Below are 18,235 nucleotides of genomic sequence, written 5' to 3'. Positions count from 1 at the left end.
AGTGAAAGCTTCAGCTCTGGCGCGCGGCTTTTAGACACTTAAGGGCTTCGAAGTCGTTGCGTACGCCATCGATCTTCTTCAGCAGGCGTTGGCGTTGCTCCACCGTGCTTTGGGCCATCAGGTCCACCAAAAGGCTGCGCGCCGCCTGTTCAGTGGCGGCGTAGGCCTGGCGATATTCTGGCGTCCACAAGCTCTCGCGATTGACCAGCAGTTGCTCGATGCGTTGCGGGAAATCATTGGCATGGCGCTGCTCCACGGCGGCGCTGAACTGCGTCTGCCAATGGGCGCGGTTGGCGATCCATTGTTGATTCTGATCGCCGAGGTCGGCTGACCACTGTTCGACCCGCTGCTGCTGTTGCGGGCTGAGCGGGCCCAGCCAGGCGTTGAGGCGTTTAGTCATGCGCTCGCTGCGTTGCTTGATCTGTTCCTGCAAGGTCGGCTTGAGGTACTGCGCCTGACGCTCGCGCTGATCCTTGGCAAAGGCGTTGTTCATGTCCTTGACCTGTTGATCGTCCAGGCCCTGCAGCAATTGGATGGCCGATGGGGTGATCTCGCGGGCGGTCTGGGCGATCGCCTGCTTGGCTTCCTGGGTTCGCACTTGCAGGGCCGCGTCGTCGACTTGGTTGCTTTCAACCATTTGCTGCAGGCGGTCGAGCCAGTCGAGGTAGCCCGGTAGCTGGGTGCTGCAATGCCAGCTCAGGTGTTCCTTGAGGCGTTGGTTGAACCAGCCCTTTTGCTCGCTGTTCATGTCCAGGTAGTCGTTGAGCGTCCAGGGGATGATCACGTCGAGGTTGCGATAGGCCAGGCCAACGCGGTTACAGGCGCTGGAGGCGAAGCACAGCACTAACAGCAATGCGAAATGGATTAACCGGCGCGACATGGGCGAGTCCTTGCGAATGCGGGTTTGTGTATCTGAACCCGAAAGGCGCCCCGCAGTTCAGCCTTTTAATAGAAGGAGCGTTCGGCCTTGAACGTCAGCAGGCCGTCGCATTCGGCGTTTTGCCCAGAATAGGCCGAGCAGTCGCCGCCGTTGAGGTTGGAGTCGCTGTAGATCAGGTTGAGGTCGATCCCCATCCACGGCCGTGAGAGCTTCACCGACCAGTCATTGAAGCTGTTGACGTAGCCACCGCTGGTGATCGACACCGGGTTGCCCAGCTGGTGGTTGGTGTATTTGACGCTGACGCCGATACCAAATGGCGCATTCCCGCCGAGGTCGGCGAACAGGGTGCTGTTGCGTTTGTCCGGGTTGTTGCTGAAGGCCGCGCCAAAGCGGCTGCCGAGCAGGGTCAGGCCGCCGAAAAATTCATGGCTGTCGAGGGTTTCGAGCTTCGGGTAGCTGTAATGGATCATCCCCAGTTCATAGCCCAGGGTCTGATCGAAGGGCAGCTTGTAGCCGAGGTAAGAGTCCACTTCCAGCTTGCTGGAAGGGCTCAGGCCGGCGCTCGGTGACCACTGGCCGGCGTACCAGCCGCTGTCGTGGCTCAGGTCCAGGCCGCCGTGGAATGAGCCGGAGCTGGTCGGCTTGACCAGCCCCTGGGCCATGCTGCGCGTCGGAGTGGTGCCCAGCTTGAGGTCGAAGTCGCCCAATTCACGCTGGAAAACCTGGGCATGACTGACGGGGCTGGCCAGCAGTGCGCTGATCAGCAGGAAAGAGGGTTTGAGCATGCTGCACTCCATGGGTAGCGAGGAGCAGAAACCAAGAGCCCTTGGCAAAGGCCCGTTCTAGACGTGTGCAAGCATACCGGCGAAACCTCGAGGCTGAGGGCCGTTCGTCGATTTATGCAAGGAGAGGGGGTTCAGGCTCTAGTCCTAGCGCTTTGAGGTTCAAAGCGCTTAGGGACCAGGATGTGCTGCGGGGGTATTACTTTTTGCCGAGGGTAATCTGCTTCGACGGGCCGAAAGTCTGGCCGCTGACGCCTTTGGCAATTTGCTGGATCTCGCCGCCAGACTTGAGGAATGCAGCGATCTGGTTGTTGATCGATTCGCTGGTTTCAACGGCTGGAGCTGGCTTTGCTTTGCTGTTGGATGCTTTTACACGCATGGCGGCCATTAACCTGTAGAAAATTAACTTGGCCACGCATAATACATGAAATGCTTGACAATTGCTTGGTAAATATCCTTCGGAATAATTGGGTGATAAAGAGTTGAGCATCGGACAGTGCTCGCTGTATTTACCTAAGCTGCTGTTTTAACTAAAACTTTGGCTTGATTATGGCGTTTTTTAGCGGTCAGGTCGGGGAGTTCGGGACGGCCTTTGCCTGACGAGCGGAGGCCTATGGCTGTGGAAATCGAGAAAAATCAATGTCTTCAAGGAAATTTCGTCCACCGCCCGCCTGCGCATCAAACCAACCGGGTAAAACCCCTGTAGAATGCCGCCCACGCAATGAGGGTATTGGAAATGGCTTTAGTCGGGCGCTACAACAGTTTGCAAGTGGTTAAACACACTAACTTTGGTTTGTATCTGGACGGTGGGGCGGACGGCGAGATATTGCTGCCTAATCGTTATATTCCCAAAGATATTCCCAGTGAAGACGAAGACTGGCTCAATGTTTTTGTTTATCTGGACAGTGCAGACAAACTCATCGCAACTACTGAAAAACCGAAAGTTCAAGTCGGTGAGTTCGCCAGTCTTAAAGTCGTTGAAGTTAACAGCATCGGTGTATTCCTCGATTGGGGTTTGCCCAAGGATCTGTTGCTGCCGTACTCCGAAGAAAAGCGCCAGATGACCGCCGGCGAGTACTGCGTGGTGCACGTCTATCTCGACAAGCACACCCGCCGTATCACCGCCACCGCGCGTCTTGACCGCTACCTGGACAAGACCCCGGCCAACTACCAGCCGGGTCAGGAAGTCGACTTGCTGGTGGCCGAAGCCACCGACATGGGCTTCAAGGCGATCATCAACAACAAGCACTGGGGGCTGATCCACAAGAACGAAGTGTTCAAGTTCCTGCGCCCGGGCAAAGAAGAAAAAGGCTTTATCAAAGAAGTTCGTGGTGACGGCAAGATCAGCCTGAGCCTGCAACCGGTGGGCGAAGAAGCTTCCACCAGCCTGAACTCGAAGATCCTCGCCAAGTTGCGTGAAAACAACGGCACCTTGCCGGTCAGCGACAAGAGCGACCCGACCGTGATCAGCAGTTTGTTCGGTGTCAGCAAAGGCAACTTCAAGAAGGCCATCGGCGCGCTTTATAAGCAGGGTCAGATCGTGATCCATGCCGACCGCATTGAACTAAGCTGAGCGGGACCCCACTGAACAGGCCATTCGACATGCGACTCCGGCTGATTGCCTATTTCGGCACATTGCTCGCGTTTCTGCTGCTCGACGGCCTTTGGCTGGGCCTGTTGATGGGGTCGACCTACAAGGCGCTGCTGGGTTCGCTGATGCTCGACCAGCCGCTGCTGGCCCCCGCAGCGCTGTTTTATCTGCTGTATGTCCTGGGTTGCCTGGTGTTTGCGGTACAGCCGGCGCTGGCTCGGGGCAGTTGGCTGCACAGTACGCGGCTCGGTGCTTTGCTCGGGCTGGTGGCCTACGGCACCTATGACCTGAGCAACTGGTCGACCCTGCACGGCTGGTCGGCGCAGTTGGCCTTGCTGGACATGGCCTGGGGCACCTTCGCCAGCGCTGTCGCCTGCAGTATCGGCTATGCCTGTGCGCGGCGCTTTGGCGATCTTCGCGCTTAGCCGGTCTTGCCTTGTGCCGCCACGGATGTGGATGGCCGGCGATGTCCTGGCAATGCCTTTTTGTACACCCACCTGATTCTGTTTCGCCACGCAGCCATCGCGAGGCTTTTTCGTTTTTGTCGAGTAACTGTCATGTCGTTGATTAACGTTGAGTGTTTGCGGTGAGCACAGAGCGGCGTAGCGCCGATGGCTTTGCCTTGCAAGTGATGCTGGGGCTGTGCCTGATCTGGGGCGTGCAGCAGGTGATGATCAAGTGGGCGGCGGCGGATATTGCACCGGTGATGCAGGCTGCGGCGCGCTCCGGGATTTCCGCGCTGCTGGTGGCCTTGTTGATGTGCTGGAAGGGCGGCTGGTCGCAGATCGGCAGCACCTGGCGTGGCGGCTTGCTGGCCGGCAGCCTGTTCGGCCTGGAGTTTCTGTTTATCGCCGAAGGCCTGCAGCTGACCAGCGCCGCCCATATGTCGGTGTTTCTGTACACCGCGCCGATCTTTACCGCGCTGGGGGTGAACTGGCTGTTGCCCAGTGAGCGCCTGCGGCCCCTGCAGTGGCTGGGGATTCTGCTGGCGTTTATCGGCATCAGCATTGCCTTTGCCGGCGGCATATCCCTGGAGAACCTGGACCGGCGCATGTTGCTGGGCGACACCTTGGGCCTGCTGGCCGGCATGGCCTGGGGCGCGACCACTGTGGTCGTGCGTGCCTCGCGGCTGTCCGAGGCGCCGGCGACCCTGACCCTGTTCTATCAATTGATCGTCGGCTTTGTCGGCCTGCTGCTGATTGCTGCGCTGAGCGGGCAGATCAGCCATGTCAGCCTGACCCCGGTGGCGGTCGCCAGTGTGTTGTTCCAGGGGCTGGTGGTGTCGTTTTTCAGCTACCTGACCTGGTTCTGGCTGCTGCGGCGTTATCTGGCGGCCAACCTGGCGGTGTTCTCCTTCATGACCCCGCTGTTCGGCGTGACCTTTGGCGTTGTGCTGCTCGGTGAACCCCTGAGCTTCAACTTCGTGATGGGCGCGGTGCTGGTGCTGTTGGGCATTACGTTCGTCAGCGCCGAACAGTGGTTGCGCCGACGTATTCGCCGCTTTCTGTAAGGGTTGCGCAGGCTTTCGGGCTCTTGCCGGCAAGCCGCTGGCGGCTTAACAGCAACGCCCCCGCCAGCAGCAGGCCCCCGCCGGCGATGATCAGCGCCGGGTGCAGGTCGCCGCTGTAATGGCTGCTCAGGGCCGCGAGCAGCGGCCCGCTCAACTGGCCAATGGCGAAGCAGGCGGTCAACAGCCCGGCGTTGCGCTGGGTGGCATGGGGCGCGATCTCCCGTGAGCGCTGCATCACCAATTGCATGCAGGCCAGGAACGAAGTCCCGCACAGGATCACCCCCAGTACCAGCCCGGTGCCATCGCCCAGCAGGCAGGCGAAGACCCCGGCAGCTTGCATCCACAGCGTTGCCATCAGCCAATAGCGGGTTGCCCCGGGGCTGGCGCGGCGCAGGCTGACCAGCAATACCCCGAGCGCCGCGGTCAGGCCGAAACAGGGCCAGAACAGGTCTGCCTGCCACTGGCCTTGGAAATGCGCGCTGGCCATCTGCGAAAGAAAGGTCGCCGGGATGATGTAGCCCAGGCCGTACAGGCCGTAGATCAGCCCCAGGCGGGGGATTTCCCGGCCCTCGGCAGTAGCAGGCGCGGGCGCGGTGAGCGGCATGGATTCGGGCTGCGGGAGGATCGGCAGGATCACCAGCAGCATCAGCAAACCGACCGCGGCATACACCAGCCAGAGCATGGCCGAACTTTGCCCGAGCAGGTTCGAGCCCAGCGCCAGCAACCCGGTCAGAAAGATACCCAGGCCCGGCCCGGCAAATACCAGGGCGCCGAGCCGTGGCCGACCGGCTGCCTGGGCCAGGGGCTGGCTCAGGGCGGTGATCATCACCAGCACCCAGGCGCTGGCTACCCCGGTGCCGAAGCGCAGCAGCAAGTGTGCCCAGAAGCCCTGGGCCCAGAACGAGGCCAGGGTCAGCAGCACGCACAACCACAGGCCGCCGAGCAGGCGCTGGCGAACCTGGCGAGGGCGTCGGGCAAACATTGCATCCAGGGCGCCCAACAGGTAGCCCAGGTAATTGGCGGCGGCGATCAGGCCGGCGGCGGTCAGGTCTATCTGGCCTTCGCTGAGCAGATGGGGCAACTGCGGGGTGAGGGCAAAACGGCCAATGCCCATTGCCATCATCAAGGCGATAAAGCTGGCGAGCAGGCGAATCAGCGGGGACATGGTCAGGGTTCCATCAGTGGAGCAGTGACCGTCAGGCTAGGATCGATTGACTTTCTTTAAAAATGAATAATATTAAGCAACTTGTTCACTTTTGGAGAGTGTCGTGGAATTCAGCCAGCTCCGCATCTTCCAGGCTGTGGCCGAGGAGGGTTCCATTACCCGCGCGGCCGAGCGTCTGCATCGGGTGCCGTCCAACCTCTCTACCCGGCTCAAGCAGTTGGAGGAGCAATTGGGCGTCGAGCTGTTTCTGCGGGAGCGGCAGCGGCTGTTGCTCTCGCCGGCGGGCAAGGTGCTGCTCGATTACAGCCTGCGCCTGTTCGCTCTGCACGATGAAGCCCAGGCCGCGCTGCAAGGAGGGCAGCCTGCGGGCGTCTTCGTACTGGGCACCATGCACAGCTCGGCAGCCATCCAGTTGCCGCCGCTGCTGGCGCGTTATCACCGCACCTATCCGATGGTGAACCTTCAGGTGCAGTCGGCCCCCAGCGGCGAGTTGCTGGAGGGCCTGCTGACCGGGCGCCTGGATGCGGCCCTGGTCGACGGTCCGCTGCAGTTGGCGGGGCTGGACGGTGTACCCCTGTGCGATGAAACCCTGGTGCTGATCAGTGAAGCGGGCCACCCACCGGTGCGCAGCGCCCGCGACGTCGAGGGCCGGGCGGTATTTACCTTTCGTCGGGGCTGCTCCTATCGCATGCGCCTTGAGTCCTGGTTTGCCCATGACCACGCGACCATGGGCCGGGCCATGGAGATCGAGTCCTACCAGGGCATGCTCGCCTGTGTGATTGCCGGTTCCGGGGTGGCGATGATGACGCAGTCGATGCTGGCCAGCCTGCCGGGGCGGGAGAGTGTCGCGGTCCATGCCCTGGCCGAGCCGTTCGCCAGTGCCACCACCTGGTTGATGTGGCGCAAGGGCATGCTCGGCGCCAACCTCACGGCCTGGATCGAACTGCAGGAAGCCGCCAAGGCCGAAGCGGCGGTGGATGGCTGCTCTTTAAGAAAAGTCCGCGGATGATTCAGATTAATCCGGTAACAGATCATTGCGATCTAGGGCGAGCAATGCGTAGGACTTAGGACTATTATCAGTGCGAAGCGGCCAAAGAATCCCGTCGCTCGGCATGACCCTTAAGGGGGGCGCTATGAAAGACAAACTGCAAAACTGGCTTCACGACCTTGGCGTCGCATTGGGCCTGATCGAGCCACCGTTGCAGCCGGTGCCGATTCGTACGGACGACGACCAACGACGTCGGCAGCAAAAACGCCGCTGATCGGGTCGATGTGGAGCAAGCGCAAGGCTTGCTCCTCTACTTTTCAACCCGCGCCGAGGATGTGGCTACGTCCCCATAGGCGCACTCCCAGTATTCCCACCTTGATGTTCAATGCCTGGAAATCTTCAGCAAAAACTGGCTGAGGTCATTGGCCGTTTTCGCGGCCTTGAGCAGTTGATCTTCCTCGTGGGTAAACGCTGTCAGTCCGAACTCATCTTCCAGATGGAAAATCAATTCCTCCAGGTCCTGCTTGTCCAGGCCCAGCGTTTGCAGGTCGAGATGGTCGTCGAACGGCTGGTTGCGCTCCAGCAGGCGGTGGATGTAGTCGTGCACGACTTGGCGCACATGGGCGCGTTTCATGACCGGGGCTCCGGCAGACAATCCAATGGGGCGCTTGCGCAGCAGGGGGGATGGCATGGGGGGATGGTGCCGAGTGGCAAGTCAAAGGCGTTCATGAGCACCTCGGGTCTTATTGTTATTTACCCTTGGCCGCGACCGGCGGAGCTGGTGCGGTGCTAGTCGCAGTACAGCACAGGTTGCTCGGGCTTGCCGCGAGCCTGGGTGTGTCTGTGTCCTTGACGGGTAGGCGTACGGCGCTTTTCCCCAGGCAAAAAAAACGGGTGCAGCCTCCGACGCTGCACCCGCTGAAGAAACTCCCAAAAATGTCCGAATTCAGCTTAAACCGCGTTGGCCAGGGGAGCCGGGCGGCGGGACAGCAGGCTTATCACCACGAAGCTGATCAGGCCGACAGCCAGGCTGTAGTAGATCGGTGTGTTGGCGTCCAGGCCGTCCTTGATCATGAACACCAGAGCCGTGGCGAAACCCAGGCCCATGCTGGCGATGGCGCCGGAGGTGGTTGCGCGCTTCCAGAAAATCGCCCCGATCAGCGGAATCAGCATGCCGCCCACCAACAGGTTGTAGGCTAGGGTCAGGGCGCTGATCACGTCATTGACCACCAGGGCGATGCCCAGCACCACGATCCCGGTGAGGAAGGTGAACAGGCGGTTGATGCCCAGGCTCGACTGTTTGCCGCCACGCAGTTTCGGCAGCAGGTCTTCGGTCAGTGTGGTGGAGGCGGCGAGCAGGCCGGCGCTGGCGGTGGACATCATGGCGGCCAGTGCGGCAGCGATCACCAGGCCACGGATACCGTCCGGCAGCGAGGCTTTGACGATGGCGGCAAAGGCGTTGTTGACGTTGTCCAGGTCCGGCAGCAGCACGTGGGCGGCCATGCCGATCAGGGCGCAGGCCAGGCCGTAGATGATGCAGTAGACGCCGGCGACGGTGCCTGCGTACTGGGCCACTTTATCGGTCTTGGCGGTGAACACCCGTTGCCAGATGTCCTGGCCGATCAGGATGCCGAAGAAGTAGATCATGAAGTAGGTAATGATCGTGTCCCAGCCGATGGTGGTGAAGCTGAAGCTCGAGGCCGGCAGCTTGCTCACCAGTTCGTCCCAGCCGCCGACGCGGTACAGGCAGATCGGCAACAGGATAAACATCAGGCCCACGGTCTTGATCACGAACTGCACGATGTCGGTCAGGGTCAGCGACCACATGCCGCCGATCGCCGAATACACCACCACCACGCCACCGCCGAGCAGGACCGAGATCCAGAACGGCAGGCCGAACAGCACTTGCAGCACGGTGCCGATGGCCAGGATCGAGGTCACGCCGATCATCAGCGCGTACGCCAGCATGATCACCGCGCTGGCCTGGCGGGCCATGGGGTTGTAGCGCTTTTCCAGGACCTGGGTCACGGTGAAGATCCGCAGCTTGAGCAGCGGTTTGGCCAGGAACAGGTTCAGCGCAATGATGCCCAGGCCCAGTGCGGCGCACAGCCAGAACCCGGAGATGCCATGCACATAACCCAGGCGCACGGTGCCAACGGTCGAGGCGCCACCCAGCACGGTCGCGGCCATGGTGCCCATGTACAGCGTCGGGCCCAGGTTGCGGCCGGCCACCAGGTAGTCCTCGTGGGTCTTGGCCTTGCGCATGCCGTAGTAGCCGAGCACCAGCATTGCGGCAGCGTAGATAAGTACGACAAATAGATCTAAAGCCATGATGGCGTTTCTCCGATTATCTTTTTTATGGTGAAACTATTAGGTCAGGCAAGCGCCGGCCAGCCGGCGCCTTGAACTCAGACGGTTTGGCCGAGGGCCGGTTTGGTGAGCGAATCCATGCCCTTGCTGCGTGGGTCGCCTGGACCGAACACCGCTGCCGGTTCCGGGAACAGGCCGAGTAGCACCAGGTACACCAGGGAGGCCAGGCCGAGGGTGACCGGCAGGCTGATGTCGATGCCGCCGGCCAGTTCGCCAAGCACCCCGACGAACTGCCCCGGCAGGTTGACGAAGCACAGGCCCACCAGCGCGCTGGGGATCCAGGCGCCGAGGCCGCGCCAGTTCCAGCCGTGCTGGAACCAGTAGCGGCCGCCTTGTTCGCCACGGGTGAAAACTTGCAGGTCATCCGGGCAGTAGAAGCCGCGCCGCACCAGCAGTCCGATGATCATGATCACCATCCATGGCGTGGTGCAGGTGATGATCAGCACGGCGAAGGTCGACACGCTCTGTACCAGATTCGCCGCAAAGCGCCCGATAAAGATGAAGGCAATCGACAGCACGCCGATCAGCAGGGTCGCCTTGACCCGCGACAGCAGGCGCGGGAACACGCTGGACATGTCCAGCCCGGTGCCATACAGCGACGTGGTGCCGGTGGACATGCCGCCGATCACCGCAATCAGGCACACCGGCAGGAAAAACCAGCTCGGCGAGACCGCCAGCAGCCCGCCGACGTAGTTGTTGGCGGCGATGTAGTCCGGCGCCTTGATCGCAACGATGGTCGCGGTGGCCAGGCCGAACAGGAAAGGGATCAGGGTTGCCAGTTGCGCCGCGATCACGGCCAGCATGATGCGTGCTTTCGGGGTTTCCCGCGGGATATAGCGCGACCAGTCGCCTAGGAAGGCGCCGAAGGAGATCGGGTTGCTCATGGCCACCAGCGCGGCGCCGATAAAGGCCGCCCAGAACCCGGCCTGGCCCATGGCGACGGTTCCGGCGAACTGGCTGTCGAAGGTCGGCGCGAAGGCGAAGATCCCCAGCAGGAACAACAGGCTCGCGGCCCACACCGCAATACGGTTGACCCAGAGCATGAAGCGGAAGCCGTAGATGCACACCGTCAGCACCAGGATCGCGAACAGGCCGTAGGCCAGGCCCAGGCTCAGGTCGGTTTCCGGCAGGCCGATCAGGCGCTTGGCGCCACCGATCAGCGCATCCCCCGAGCTCCAGACCGAGAGCGAGAAGAAGGCGATGGCGGTCAGCAATGACAGGAACGAGCCGACGATCCGTCCGTGCACGCCAAAGTGCGCGCCGGAGGAGACGGCGTTGTTGGTGCCGTTGAGCGGGCCGAACAGGCCCATGGGCGCCAGGATCAGCGCCCCGAGCACCACGCCGAGGACGATGGCCCAGACTCCGGCCTGGAACGACAGGCCGAACAACACCGGGAAGCTGCCGAGCACGGCGGTGGCAAAGGTATTGGCGCCGCCGAAGATCAGACGAAACAGGTCGCCGGGGCCGGCGCTGCGTTCGTGATCGGGGATCTGTTCGACCCCGTTGGTTTCAATGCTGCTAAGGCTGTGTTCTTTGTTGTTGTTATTCATGATCTGCTCCGATCATCGAGGCGCGCCCATCGTGTGCGGGCGTCACCTGTATTGGCTAAGGGGGTGGCAGCCCTTCCGGCATGGCGGATAAATGTTCGTGGCAGGCCAGCCAATGGCCTTGTTGTTGTCGGCGAAACACGATGGTTTCGCGCTCCTGGCTGAAGTGTTGCTCCCCTTGCATGCGCAGCTCGGTGGCCACGTCATGAATAAACAGCGCCACGTCGCCTTGCAGGCTGACGAAGGCATTGCTCGAGGTGCACGCGAGCACCTCGAAGCCATCCTCAGCGCGCCATTGGTCCCACAACACCTGATAGGCATCGCGGGACAACAGCGGCTGGGGAAGGGTGTAGAACACAAAACTGGCATCGCGGCTGAACGCCGCGAAGTAGGCTTCGCGGTCGTTGCGGGCGAAGGCCGCGACCAATACGGCAGCGGCGTTGAGGACGTTCTCCTGATCGCTCATGGCCGTGACTCAGCGGTGGGCCACGCCAGGCAGTACGCAGAGCATCTCGTACAGCAGGTTGGCGCCCAGCAGCGAGGTATTGCCGGTGGTGTCGTAGGGTGGCGAGACTTCTACCAGGTCGCAGCCGATCAGGTCCAGGCCCTGGCAGCCACGGACGATTTCGATGGCCTGGATGGTGGTCAGGCCGCCAATTTCCGGGGTGCCGGTGCCAGGGGCCCAGGCCGGGTCGATGCCGTCGATGTCAAAGCTCAGGTACACCGGGCCGCCGCCGACTTTTTCGCGGACTTCGGCCATCAGCGGGGCCAGGGATTTGTGCCAGCACTCTTCGGCCTGGACCACGCGGAACCCTTGTTTGCGGCTCCAGTTGAAGTCTTCAGCGGTGTAGCCCTGGGCACGCAGGCCGATCTGTACCACGCGGTCGCAGTCCAGCAGGCCTTCTTCCACTGCACGGCGGAAGGTGGTGCCGTGGGCGATTTTCTCGCCGAACATATGGTCGTTCACATCCGCGTGGGCGTCGATGTGCACCAGGCCGACCTTGCCGTGCTTCTTATGGATCGCGCGCAAAATCGGCAGGGTGATGGTGTGGTCGCCGCCCAGGGTCAGGGGAATCACGTTGTGTTCGAGGATGCCGTCGTAGGCTTCTTCGATGATGCGAACCGCGTCCAGCAGGTTGAAGGTGTTGATCGCCACGTCGCCGATGTCGGCAACTGACAGTGAGTCGAAGGGCGCGGCGCCGGTGGCCATGTTGTACGGGCGAATCATCACCGATTCAGCGCGGATTTCTCGCGGGCCGAAGCGGGTGCCGGCGCGCAGCGAGGTACCGATATCCAGCGGGATGCCGATGAACGCGGCATCGAGGCCGGCGGCGGTGGGCAAATGGGGAAGACGCATCATGGTGGCGATGCCGCCGAAGCGCGGCATTTCGTTGCCGCCCAGTGGTTGGTGAAGGATCTTGTCCACGGGATTGGCCTCATCGTTGTTTTATTTTTGGGCTGGGCGGCGCAGAAGGCTCTGCCCGCACAACCGAGTGAGGCCGATTCTGCGAAATGCGCTGCGGGGAAAGAATCGCTGTGAACAAATACTTAGTTTAGATTTTTCTGAACTAATGCCGAGCTTGGCGCTAGACTCTCGCCCAGCCGCCACGCCCCCTGTGGCGAGGATGCTCGCTCCCGCTCGGTGATGCAGCCGGCGTAATCCGGGTGTGTGCTGGGTCGGTTCAAGCCGGCGGCAGGTATTTTTCTCAGCCATGGATGGTGTTTTTTCGCTGGTTATCGGAGCCCGTCATGGCCAACGCTTTACCTGATCTGAAACTATTGCGCATCTTTGTCAGCGTGGTGCGGCATCAGGGGTTCGCCAATGCCCAGCACGAACTCAATCTGTCGACCTCGGCTATCAGCACCTACATGAGCCAGCTGGAAGCGGCGCTGGGGCTGGTGCTGTGCCATCGCGGGCGCGGCGGTTTCAGCCTCACCAGCAAGGGCGAGCTGTTCCATCAGGAAACCCTGCGCCTGCTCGGCGAACTCGAAGGCTTCGAGCAATACGCCGCGGCGCTCAAGGGCGAGTTGCGCGGCACCCTGAACCTGGGGGTGATCGACTCCACCGTCAGCGACAAGGCCCTGCCTTTCGCCGAAGCCATTGGCGCCTACAGCCAGGAGCACCCGGCGGTGCATTTGCACTTGTCGGTCATGAGCCCTTACGAGTTGCAGCTGGGGGTGCAGGACAACCGCCTGGACCTGGCCATCGGCGCGTTCTCCACGCGCATGAGCGGCCTGGTGTACATGCCGTTGTACCGCGAGCAGCACTGGCTGTATTGCAGCAGTCGGCATCCACTGTTTACCGAGCGGCGGATTCCCGAACAACTGATCACCCAGCAGCGCATGGTGGGCCGGGGCTATTGGAGCCAGGCAGAGCTGGCCCGGCATGGTTTCAAGCACAGCGCGGCGACCGTGGAAAGTATGGAGGCGCAGTTGATCCTGGTGCTGTCCGGTGCCTACATCGGCTACCTGCCGGAGCACTACGCCCAGGCCTGGGCCGACAAGGGCGACCTGAGGGTGTTGCTGCCGGCGACCTTTGGCTACCAGGCGCCGTTCTCGATGATCATGCGCCGTGGGCGCAGCCGCGAGCCTTTGATCCAGACCTTCCGCGACCTGCTCAAGGCGCAGCTCAACCAGGCTTGAGGAGGCCGCCATGTCACGAAGTCAATGCCCGCGCTGCCTGCGCCCCGAAAGCCATTGCCTGTGCGCGCTGATACCGCAGCTGGACAGCCGCACCCGGGTGCTGTTGCTGCAGCATCCCAGTGAGGTCAACCATGCGTTGAACACCGCCCGCCTGGCGGCCCTGGGCCTGACCAATGCCGAGCTGATCGTCGGCGAAGTGTTCGCGGACTTGCCGCAGTTGCTGAATCGCCCTGGCTATCAGGCCAGGTTGCTGTTCCCGGCTGATGACGCACAGACGTTGCAGGCCTATGGCCCAGCGGCGCAGCCGTTGTTGCTGGTGGTGCCCGACGGCACCTGGCGCAAGGCGCGAAAGCTGCTGCACCTCAACCCGCTGCTGGCAGCGTTGCCGCGAGTCAGCCTGGGGCAGGGCGGGGTGTCGCGCTATCGCCTGCGCAAGGCGCCCGGGCCAGGAGCGTTATCGACCTTGGAGGCCATCGTCCAGGCCTTGCAAACCCTGGAAGCGCCGGCCTCGTTCGAACCTTTGCTCAAGCCGTTCGAAGCCTTGATCGAGGGGCAGATTGCGGCCATGGGCGAGGACACCTATCAGCGCAACCATGGTGGCCACTGATAGCTCAGGGTTTGTGCAGGGTTTTTTGCCGCAGGATGTAAATCGTCACCAGCACCGCGCTGGTCAGCATGAAACCACGCGCCCAGGGCAGCGGCACCAGGTAGCAGGACAGGCCGATGCTCAGCCACATCAGGCCGATCGCATAGACCTTGCCCTTGAGCGGAATGCCGTTGCCATCGAGGTAGTCGCGAATCCACGGACCGAGCCGTGGATGTTCCACCAGCCAGTGGTAGAAGCGCGGCGAACTGCGGGCAAAGCAGGCGGCAGCCAGCAGCAGGAAGGGAGTGGTGGGCAGCACCGGCAGGAAAATCCCGATCACCCCCAGCACCACGCTCAACCAGCCAATGGCCAGCAGGGCGTAGCGCAGAAGCAGCGGGCGATTGCCTATGGGTGGGGTCATAGGCGACGACTCAGAGTCTGTTCACGATGTGCTGTGCTTGGGGATGCTGCGTTGAAAATGGCCTCGGAATGCTCATTTAGGTCTCTAAACTCCGCTTCCTCAGCCATGTTTGCCGTGCCTGACCCTTTGCTCGCGAGATCGTGGGCAGTTGCTTAGTGGTGGCGTGGCTTGAGGATCGCCGGCTTTTCATCCGGGGCGTTGCACAGCAGGTACAGCGCGGTCAGGGCTTCCGGGATTTGTACGATCATGTCGTCCATCAGGTTGGCATCGCTGGCGATGTCGGAGAATTCAGGCTGTTCGTCGAACAGGCCGGAACCGACCATGATCGGCAGGAGCATTTCGCTGACTTCTTCCTCGGCGGTTTCGAACCAGGCCGCTTCACGCAGGAACACCCCTTCCATGAAGCCGATGCACCAGCCGCGCAGGTCGGAGTCGTCCGGGTCTTCGCCCAGGTCGAGTTCGCACGGCAGCTCGAACTCTTCGTCGGACGCCAGTTGGCGGGCGATGTGGGCCTTGAGGGCAATCAGGGTGGATTCGATCACTTCGCGTTCGGTGTCGTCGCTGTAGTGCGGCTCCTCGGCGAACAGGGCGTCGATCCACTCGCGATCGGGAACGCTCTCGGAACAGATCGACAACGCAGTCAGGTAGCCGTGAGCGGCCACGTAGTCCAGCGCCTCGTCGTGCAGCTCATCGGCGTCGAGGAAGACTTGCAGGCGGGTTAGTTGCTCGGCGAAGGACATTGAGGGGCTACCTTGGGGAATAAACGATGCTGAATTCTAGGCCTTCTTGAGCGCCCAGGCCAGCCGCAGCGCAGATTTGAACGCTTCCAAAGGTTACCGGTGGCTGATTGTCGGCACCCTTTGTCGGGGAGGGCTCGGGTATACTCGCGCGTTTTGTGATGCCCTGCAGGCGTTGCGGCGGTTGCGGAAAAGTCCGCTAACGGATTTGTCCGTGAAGCCCGGCGTGTTTTCAGTCAGCCTGCGCTCAGGGATTTCAGCAATTTTTGGAGTTTTTCATGCTCGAACAGGCTCAACGCGTCCTCAAGGACATCTTCGGCTACGACAGTTTCCGTGGTCGCCAAGGTGCGATCATTGAGCGCGTGGCCAGTGGCGGCGATGCCCTGGTGCTGATGCCCACCGGCGGCGGCAAGTCCCTGTGTTTCCAGGTTCCGGCGCTGCTGCGCGAAGGCCTGGCGGTGGTGGTATCGCCGCTGATCGCGCTGATGGACGACCAGGTCGCCACCCTTGAAGAACTCGGCGTCGCCGCCGCCGCGCTGAACTCCACACTCAGCGCCGAGCAGCAGCGCGACCTGGCGGCGCGCATCCGTCGCGGCGAGGTGAAAATGCTCTACCTGGCCCCTGAGCGCCTGGTGCAGCCACGCATGCTGTCGTTCCTGCAGGGGCTGGATATCGCCCTGTTCGCCATCGACGAAGCGCACTGTGTCTCGCAATGGGGTCACGACTTCCGCCCGGAATACCTGCAACTGGGGCAGTTGGCGGAAATGTTCCCCGATGTGCCGCGCATTGCCCTGACCGCCACCGCCGACAAGCGCACCCGCGAAGAAATCGTCACCCGCCTGCATTTGCAGGAGGCCGAGCGTTTCCTGTCGAGCTTTGACCGGCCGAACATTTTCTACCGCATCGTACCCAAGGAGCAGCCGCGCAAGCAGTTGCTGGCGTTCCTCAACGAGCGGCGCAGTGATGCGGGCATCGTTTATTGCCTGTCGCGCAAGAAGGTCGATGAAGTCGCCGCGTTTCTCTGCGAGCAGGGCTTCCCGGCGCTGCCGTACCACGCTGGGCTGCCCAGCGATCTGCGGGCTCACAACCAGAAGCGCTTCCTCAATGAGGAAGGCCTGATCATGGTGGCGACCATTGCCTTCGGCATGGGCATCGACAAATCCAACGTGCGGTTCGTCGCCCACATGGATTTGCCCAAGTCCCTCGAGGCCTATTACCAGGAAACCGGGCGCGCCGGCCGTGATGGCCTGCCAGCCGATGCCTGGATGGTCTACGGCCTGCAGGACGTGGTGATGCTCAAGCAGATGCTGCAGAACTCAGAAGGTGACGAGCGCCACAAGCGTCTGGAACAGCACAAGCTCGACGCGATGCTGGCGCTGTGCGAAGAAACCCGCTGCCGCCGGCAAACCCTGCTGGCCTACTTCGATGAGGACATGCCGCAACCCTGCGGGCATTGCGACAACTGTGTCGACGGCGTGCAAACCTGGGATGCCACCGAGCCTGCCCGGCAGGCCTTGTCGGCGATCTATCGCACCGGCCAGCGTTATGGCGTCGGCCACCTGGTGGACGTGTTGCTGGGCAAGGATAACGAGAAGGTGCGCAGCTTCGGTCATCAGCACCTGTCGGTGTTCGGTGTCGGCAAGGCCCGTAGCGAGGGCGAATGGCGTTCGCTGTTTCGCCAGTTGGTGGCGCGCGGCCTGGCCGATATCGATCTTGAAGGGTATGGCGGCCTGCGCCTGAGCGACAGCTGCCGGCCGCTGCTCAAGGGCGAAGTGACCCTTGAATTGCGCCGCGAGCTCAAGCCGCAGACCACCACCAAGACCAGCACCAGCCAGGCCAGCCAACTGGTGCGTGGCGAAGAGCGCGAACAGTGGGAAGCCCTGCGTGCCCTGCGGCGCAAACTGGCGGAAGAGCACGGTGTGCCGCCGTACGTCATCTTCCCCGATTCGACCTTGCTCGAAATGCTGCGCAGCCAACCCACGTCCCTGGCGGAAATGGCCAAGGTCAGCGGTGTCGGCGCGCGCAAGCTCGAGCGTTACGGCGAGGCCTTCCTCGAAGTGCTGGGGGGCGAGGTCGAGGCGCCAAAAGTGGTGGCCGATATTCGCCACGAGCTGATAACCCTGGCGCGCGCCGGCATGACCCCGGTGCAGATCGCCGGGCAGCTGCAATGTTCGGAAAAGAACGTCTACACCCTGCTGGCCGAGGCTGTCGGCAAGCAGGAGTTGTCGCTGGAACAGGCGTTGGATCTGCCGGAAGACCTGCTGGGTGAGATTCAGGATGCCTTCCTGGACGGCGAGGGTGAGCTGCCGCCGGTGGCCGAAATTGCCGAGTTGTTCGCCGGACGGGTGCCTGAAGGCGTTCTGTACTGCGTGAGGGCGGCGCTGCAATCGGAATTCGAAATGTGAGTCGCTGCGTCAACGAAGTAACGATTCAGTACATGTCGGGCCTTGCCTCCGGGCAAGGCGCATGCTTAGCTGACTAATTATTAGTTTTCACTACTTCAGTCTAATCATGAGTTTTTTATGCCGTTAACCGATCAACACCGTTTTGGCATGCAGTTGGCGCAGATGTCCCGTGGCTGGCGTGCTGAACTGGACCGGCGTCTGGCCGGGCTGGGCCTGTCCCAGGCGCGCTGGCTGGTATTGCTGCACCTGGCCCGCTTCGAAGAAGCCCCGACCCAGCGCGAACTGGCCCAGAGTGTGGGCGTTGAAGGCCCGACCCTGGCCCGTTTGCTCGACAGCCTGGAAACCCAGGGGCTGGTGCAGCGCCAGTCGGTGCTGGAAGATCGCCGGGCGAAAAAGATCGTACTGTGCGCCCCGGCCCGCCCACTGATCGACCAGATCGAAACCATCGCCAATGCCCTGCGCCAAGAGCTGTTTGTGGGTGTTGAAGAAGAGGACCTGCGGGTCTGCATGCGCGTCCATGGCCACATCCTGGCCAACCTGGAAAAGTCCTGATCCCGGGCCTTTCCCTCCGTCCCTGATTTCAGTCGCCCCCGTGGACCTCCCGCTCTTG

The 18,235-nt window shown here is 62.0% G+C and carries 20 protein-coding genes; 9 read left to right on the top strand and 11 right to left on the bottom strand.

Translation table 11 applies throughout. The annotated features are described in order from the left end of the window. Positions 1–10 precede the first annotated feature (10 nt). The 3 genes from AC19YX_RS09100 to AC19YX_RS09090 all read right to left on the bottom strand — a co-directional run bounded on the left by AC19YX_RS09100 (position 11) and on the right by AC19YX_RS09090 (position 2,050). A complete protein-coding gene (locus tag AC19YX_RS09100; protein ID WP_500606087.1) occupies positions 11–880 on the bottom strand; it encodes a DUF6279 family lipoprotein in 870 nt (289 codons plus the stop codon). A gap of 65 nt (positions 881–945) precedes the next feature. Next, positions 946–1,665: a TorF family putative porin gene (locus AC19YX_RS09095; RefSeq protein ID WP_500606086.1), complete on the bottom strand. Its 720-nt coding sequence runs from the start codon at positions 1,663–1,665 to the stop codon at positions 946–948. 196 nt (positions 1,666–1,861) lie between these two features. Beyond that, positions 1,862–2,050, bottom strand: a complete 189-nt coding sequence (locus tag AC19YX_RS09090; protein ID WP_017337097.1) for a PFL_1563 family small protein — start codon at positions 2,048–2,050, stop codon at positions 1,862–1,864. A gap of 348 nt (positions 2,051–2,398) precedes the next feature. On the opposite strand from AC19YX_RS09090, the gene AC19YX_RS09085 reads away from it, so the two are divergent. The 3 genes from AC19YX_RS09085 to AC19YX_RS09075 all read left to right on the top strand — a co-directional run bounded on the left by AC19YX_RS09085 (position 2,399) and on the right by AC19YX_RS09075 (position 4,763). Further along, positions 2,399–3,235 carry a CvfB family protein gene (locus tag AC19YX_RS09085; protein WP_020297769.1) on the top strand — a complete coding sequence of 279 codons (837 nt, stop codon included), beginning with the start codon at positions 2,399–2,401 and terminating at the stop codon, positions 3,233–3,235. Positions 3,236–3,264: 29 nt separating this feature from the next. Next, positions 3,265–3,678: a DUF2177 family protein gene (locus AC19YX_RS09080; RefSeq protein ID WP_421547772.1), complete on the top strand. Its 414-nt coding sequence runs from the start codon at positions 3,265–3,267 to the stop codon at positions 3,676–3,678. Between the two features lie 161 nt (positions 3,679–3,839). Continuing rightward, positions 3,840–4,763, top strand: a complete 924-nt coding sequence (locus tag AC19YX_RS09075; RefSeq protein ID WP_078473905.1) for a DMT family transporter — start codon at positions 3,840–3,842, stop codon at positions 4,761–4,763. Here the strand turns inward: AC19YX_RS09075 and AC19YX_RS09070 are convergent. Further along, positions 4,717–5,928 carry an MFS transporter gene (locus AC19YX_RS09070; RefSeq protein WP_500602697.1) on the bottom strand — a complete coding sequence of 404 codons (1,212 nt, stop codon included), beginning with the start codon at positions 5,926–5,928 and terminating at the stop codon, positions 4,717–4,719. The genes AC19YX_RS09075 and AC19YX_RS09070 overlap by 47 nt on opposite strands. A gap of 103 nt (positions 5,929–6,031) precedes the next feature. Between AC19YX_RS09070 and ptrR the strand changes: the two genes are divergently transcribed. Further along, entirely contained in the window at positions 6,032–6,937 is a 906-nt protein-coding gene (ptrR, locus tag AC19YX_RS09065) for a putrescine utilization regulator PtrR (protein WP_421547770.1), read from the top strand. 124 nt (positions 6,938–7,061) lie between these two features. Beyond that, positions 7,062–7,190: a PA1414 family protein gene (locus AC19YX_RS09060; RefSeq protein WP_274522656.1), complete on the top strand. Its 129-nt coding sequence runs from the start codon at positions 7,062–7,064 to the stop codon at positions 7,188–7,190. Between the two features lie 108 nt (positions 7,191–7,298). On the opposite strand, the gene AC19YX_RS09055 is transcribed toward AC19YX_RS09060, so the two are convergent. From AC19YX_RS09055 to speB, 5 genes are all read right to left on the bottom strand, one after another. Beyond that, entirely contained in the window at positions 7,299–7,550 is a 252-nt protein-coding gene (locus AC19YX_RS09055) for an acyl carrier protein (protein ID WP_500606085.1), read from the bottom strand. Between the two features lie 317 nt (positions 7,551–7,867). Continuing rightward, the gene (locus AC19YX_RS09050; protein ID WP_500606084.1) at positions 7,868–9,247 is read right to left on the bottom strand and encodes a sodium:solute symporter family protein; all 1,380 of its coding nucleotides are present in this window, start codon (positions 9,245–9,247) and stop codon (positions 7,868–7,870) included. A 77-nt stretch (positions 9,248–9,324) separates the two neighbouring features. After that, positions 9,325–10,836: a purine-cytosine permease family protein gene (locus AC19YX_RS09045; protein ID WP_078473910.1), complete on the bottom strand. Its 1,512-nt coding sequence runs from the start codon at positions 10,834–10,836 to the stop codon at positions 9,325–9,327. 55 nt (positions 10,837–10,891) lie between these two features. Then, positions 10,892–11,299 carry a YybH family protein gene (locus AC19YX_RS09040; protein ID WP_500606083.1) on the bottom strand — a complete coding sequence of 136 codons (408 nt, stop codon included), beginning with the start codon at positions 11,297–11,299 and terminating at the stop codon, positions 10,892–10,894. A 9-nt stretch (positions 11,300–11,308) separates the two neighbouring features. Further along, positions 11,309–12,259 carry an agmatinase gene (speB, locus tag AC19YX_RS09035; RefSeq protein WP_020297779.1) on the bottom strand — a complete coding sequence of 317 codons (951 nt, stop codon included), beginning with the start codon at positions 12,257–12,259 and terminating at the stop codon, positions 11,309–11,311. A 323-nt stretch (positions 12,260–12,582) separates the two neighbouring features. Between speB and AC19YX_RS09030 the strand changes: the two genes are divergently transcribed. Next, on the top strand, positions 12,583–13,476 hold the full coding sequence (locus AC19YX_RS09030) for a LysR family transcriptional regulator (protein WP_020297780.1): 894 nt from the start codon (positions 12,583–12,585) through the stop codon (positions 13,474–13,476). Positions 13,477–13,486: 10 nt separating this feature from the next. Next, positions 13,487–14,083, top strand: a complete 597-nt coding sequence (locus AC19YX_RS09025) for a tRNA-uridine aminocarboxypropyltransferase (protein ID WP_078473913.1) — start codon at positions 13,487–13,489, stop codon at positions 14,081–14,083. A 4-nt stretch (positions 14,084–14,087) separates the two neighbouring features. Here the strand turns inward: AC19YX_RS09025 and AC19YX_RS09020 are convergent, their stop codons facing one another. Both AC19YX_RS09020 and AC19YX_RS09015 read right to left on the bottom strand, forming a co-directional pair. Beyond that, positions 14,088–14,483 (bottom strand): YbaN family protein, encoded by a 396-nt coding sequence (locus tag AC19YX_RS09020; protein WP_020297782.1) that lies wholly within the window; start codon positions 14,481–14,483, stop codon positions 14,088–14,090. A gap of 152 nt (positions 14,484–14,635) precedes the next feature. Next, positions 14,636–15,223, bottom strand: a complete 588-nt coding sequence (locus AC19YX_RS09015; protein WP_078473914.1) for a UPF0149 family protein — start codon at positions 15,221–15,223, stop codon at positions 14,636–14,638. A 275-nt stretch (positions 15,224–15,498) separates the two neighbouring features. Here AC19YX_RS09015 and recQ point away from each other — a divergent pair, with 275 nt between their 5' ends. Then, positions 15,499–17,625, top strand: coding sequence for a DNA helicase RecQ (recQ, locus tag AC19YX_RS09010; protein WP_020297784.1), 2,127 nt, complete (start codon positions 15,499–15,501; stop codon positions 17,623–17,625). 117 nt (positions 17,626–17,742) lie between these two features. Continuing rightward, on the top strand, positions 17,743–18,177 hold the full coding sequence (locus AC19YX_RS09005) for a MarR family transcriptional regulator (protein ID WP_078473915.1): 435 nt from the start codon (positions 17,743–17,745) through the stop codon (positions 18,175–18,177). Positions 18,178–18,235: the final 58 nt, after the last annotated feature.

This window comes from Pseudomonas sp. MF09150 (assembly GCF_059862355.1).
This window is presented reverse-complemented; position numbering and strand designations above follow the sequence as displayed.

Coding starts and splice junctions, on each gene's coding strand:
- AC19YX_RS09005 (WP_078473915.1), top strand. CDS start 17,743: ATGCCGTTAACCGATCAACACCGTTTTGGCATGCAGTTGGCGCAGATG.
- AC19YX_RS09045 (WP_078473910.1), bottom strand. CDS start 10,836: ATGAATAACAACAACAAAGAACACAGCCTTAGCAGCATTGAAACCAAC.
- AC19YX_RS09055 (WP_500606085.1), bottom strand. CDS start 7,550: ATGAAACGCGCCCATGTGCGCCAAGTCGTGCACGACTACATCCACCGC.
- AC19YX_RS09015 (WP_078473914.1), bottom strand. CDS start 15,223: ATGTCCTTCGCCGAGCAACTAACCCGCCTGCAAGTCTTCCTCGACGCC.
- AC19YX_RS09060 (WP_274522656.1), top strand. CDS start 7,062: ATGAAAGACAAACTGCAAAACTGGCTTCACGACCTTGGCGTCGCATTG.
- AC19YX_RS09095 (WP_500606086.1), bottom strand. CDS start 1,665: ATGCTCAAACCCTCTTTCCTGCTGATCAGCGCACTGCTGGCCAGCCCC.
- AC19YX_RS09030 (WP_020297780.1), top strand. CDS start 12,583: ATGGCCAACGCTTTACCTGATCTGAAACTATTGCGCATCTTTGTCAGC.
- AC19YX_RS09090 (WP_017337097.1), bottom strand. CDS start 2,050: ATGGCCGCCATGCGTGTAAAAGCATCCAACAGCAAAGCAAAGCCAGCT.
- AC19YX_RS09080 (WP_421547772.1), top strand. CDS start 3,265: ATGCGACTCCGGCTGATTGCCTATTTCGGCACATTGCTCGCGTTTCTG.
- AC19YX_RS09085 (WP_020297769.1), top strand. CDS start 2,399: ATGGCTTTAGTCGGGCGCTACAACAGTTTGCAAGTGGTTAAACACACT.
- AC19YX_RS09025 (WP_078473913.1), top strand. CDS start 13,487: ATGTCACGAAGTCAATGCCCGCGCTGCCTGCGCCCCGAAAGCCATTGC.
- AC19YX_RS09020 (WP_020297782.1), bottom strand. CDS start 14,483: ATGACCCCACCCATAGGCAATCGCCCGCTGCTTCTGCGCTACGCCCTG.
- AC19YX_RS09050 (WP_500606084.1), bottom strand. CDS start 9,247: ATGGCTTTAGATCTATTTGTCGTACTTATCTACGCTGCCGCAATGCTG.
- AC19YX_RS09070 (WP_500602697.1), bottom strand. CDS start 5,928: ATGTCCCCGCTGATTCGCCTGCTCGCCAGCTTTATCGCCTTGATGATG.
- AC19YX_RS09040 (WP_500606083.1), bottom strand. CDS start 11,299: ATGAGCGATCAGGAGAACGTCCTCAACGCCGCTGCCGTATTGGTCGCG.
- AC19YX_RS09100 (WP_500606087.1), bottom strand. CDS start 880: ATGTCGCGCCGGTTAATCCATTTCGCATTGCTGTTAGTGCTGTGCTTC.
- recQ (WP_020297784.1), top strand. CDS start 15,499: ATGCTCGAACAGGCTCAACGCGTCCTCAAGGACATCTTCGGCTACGAC.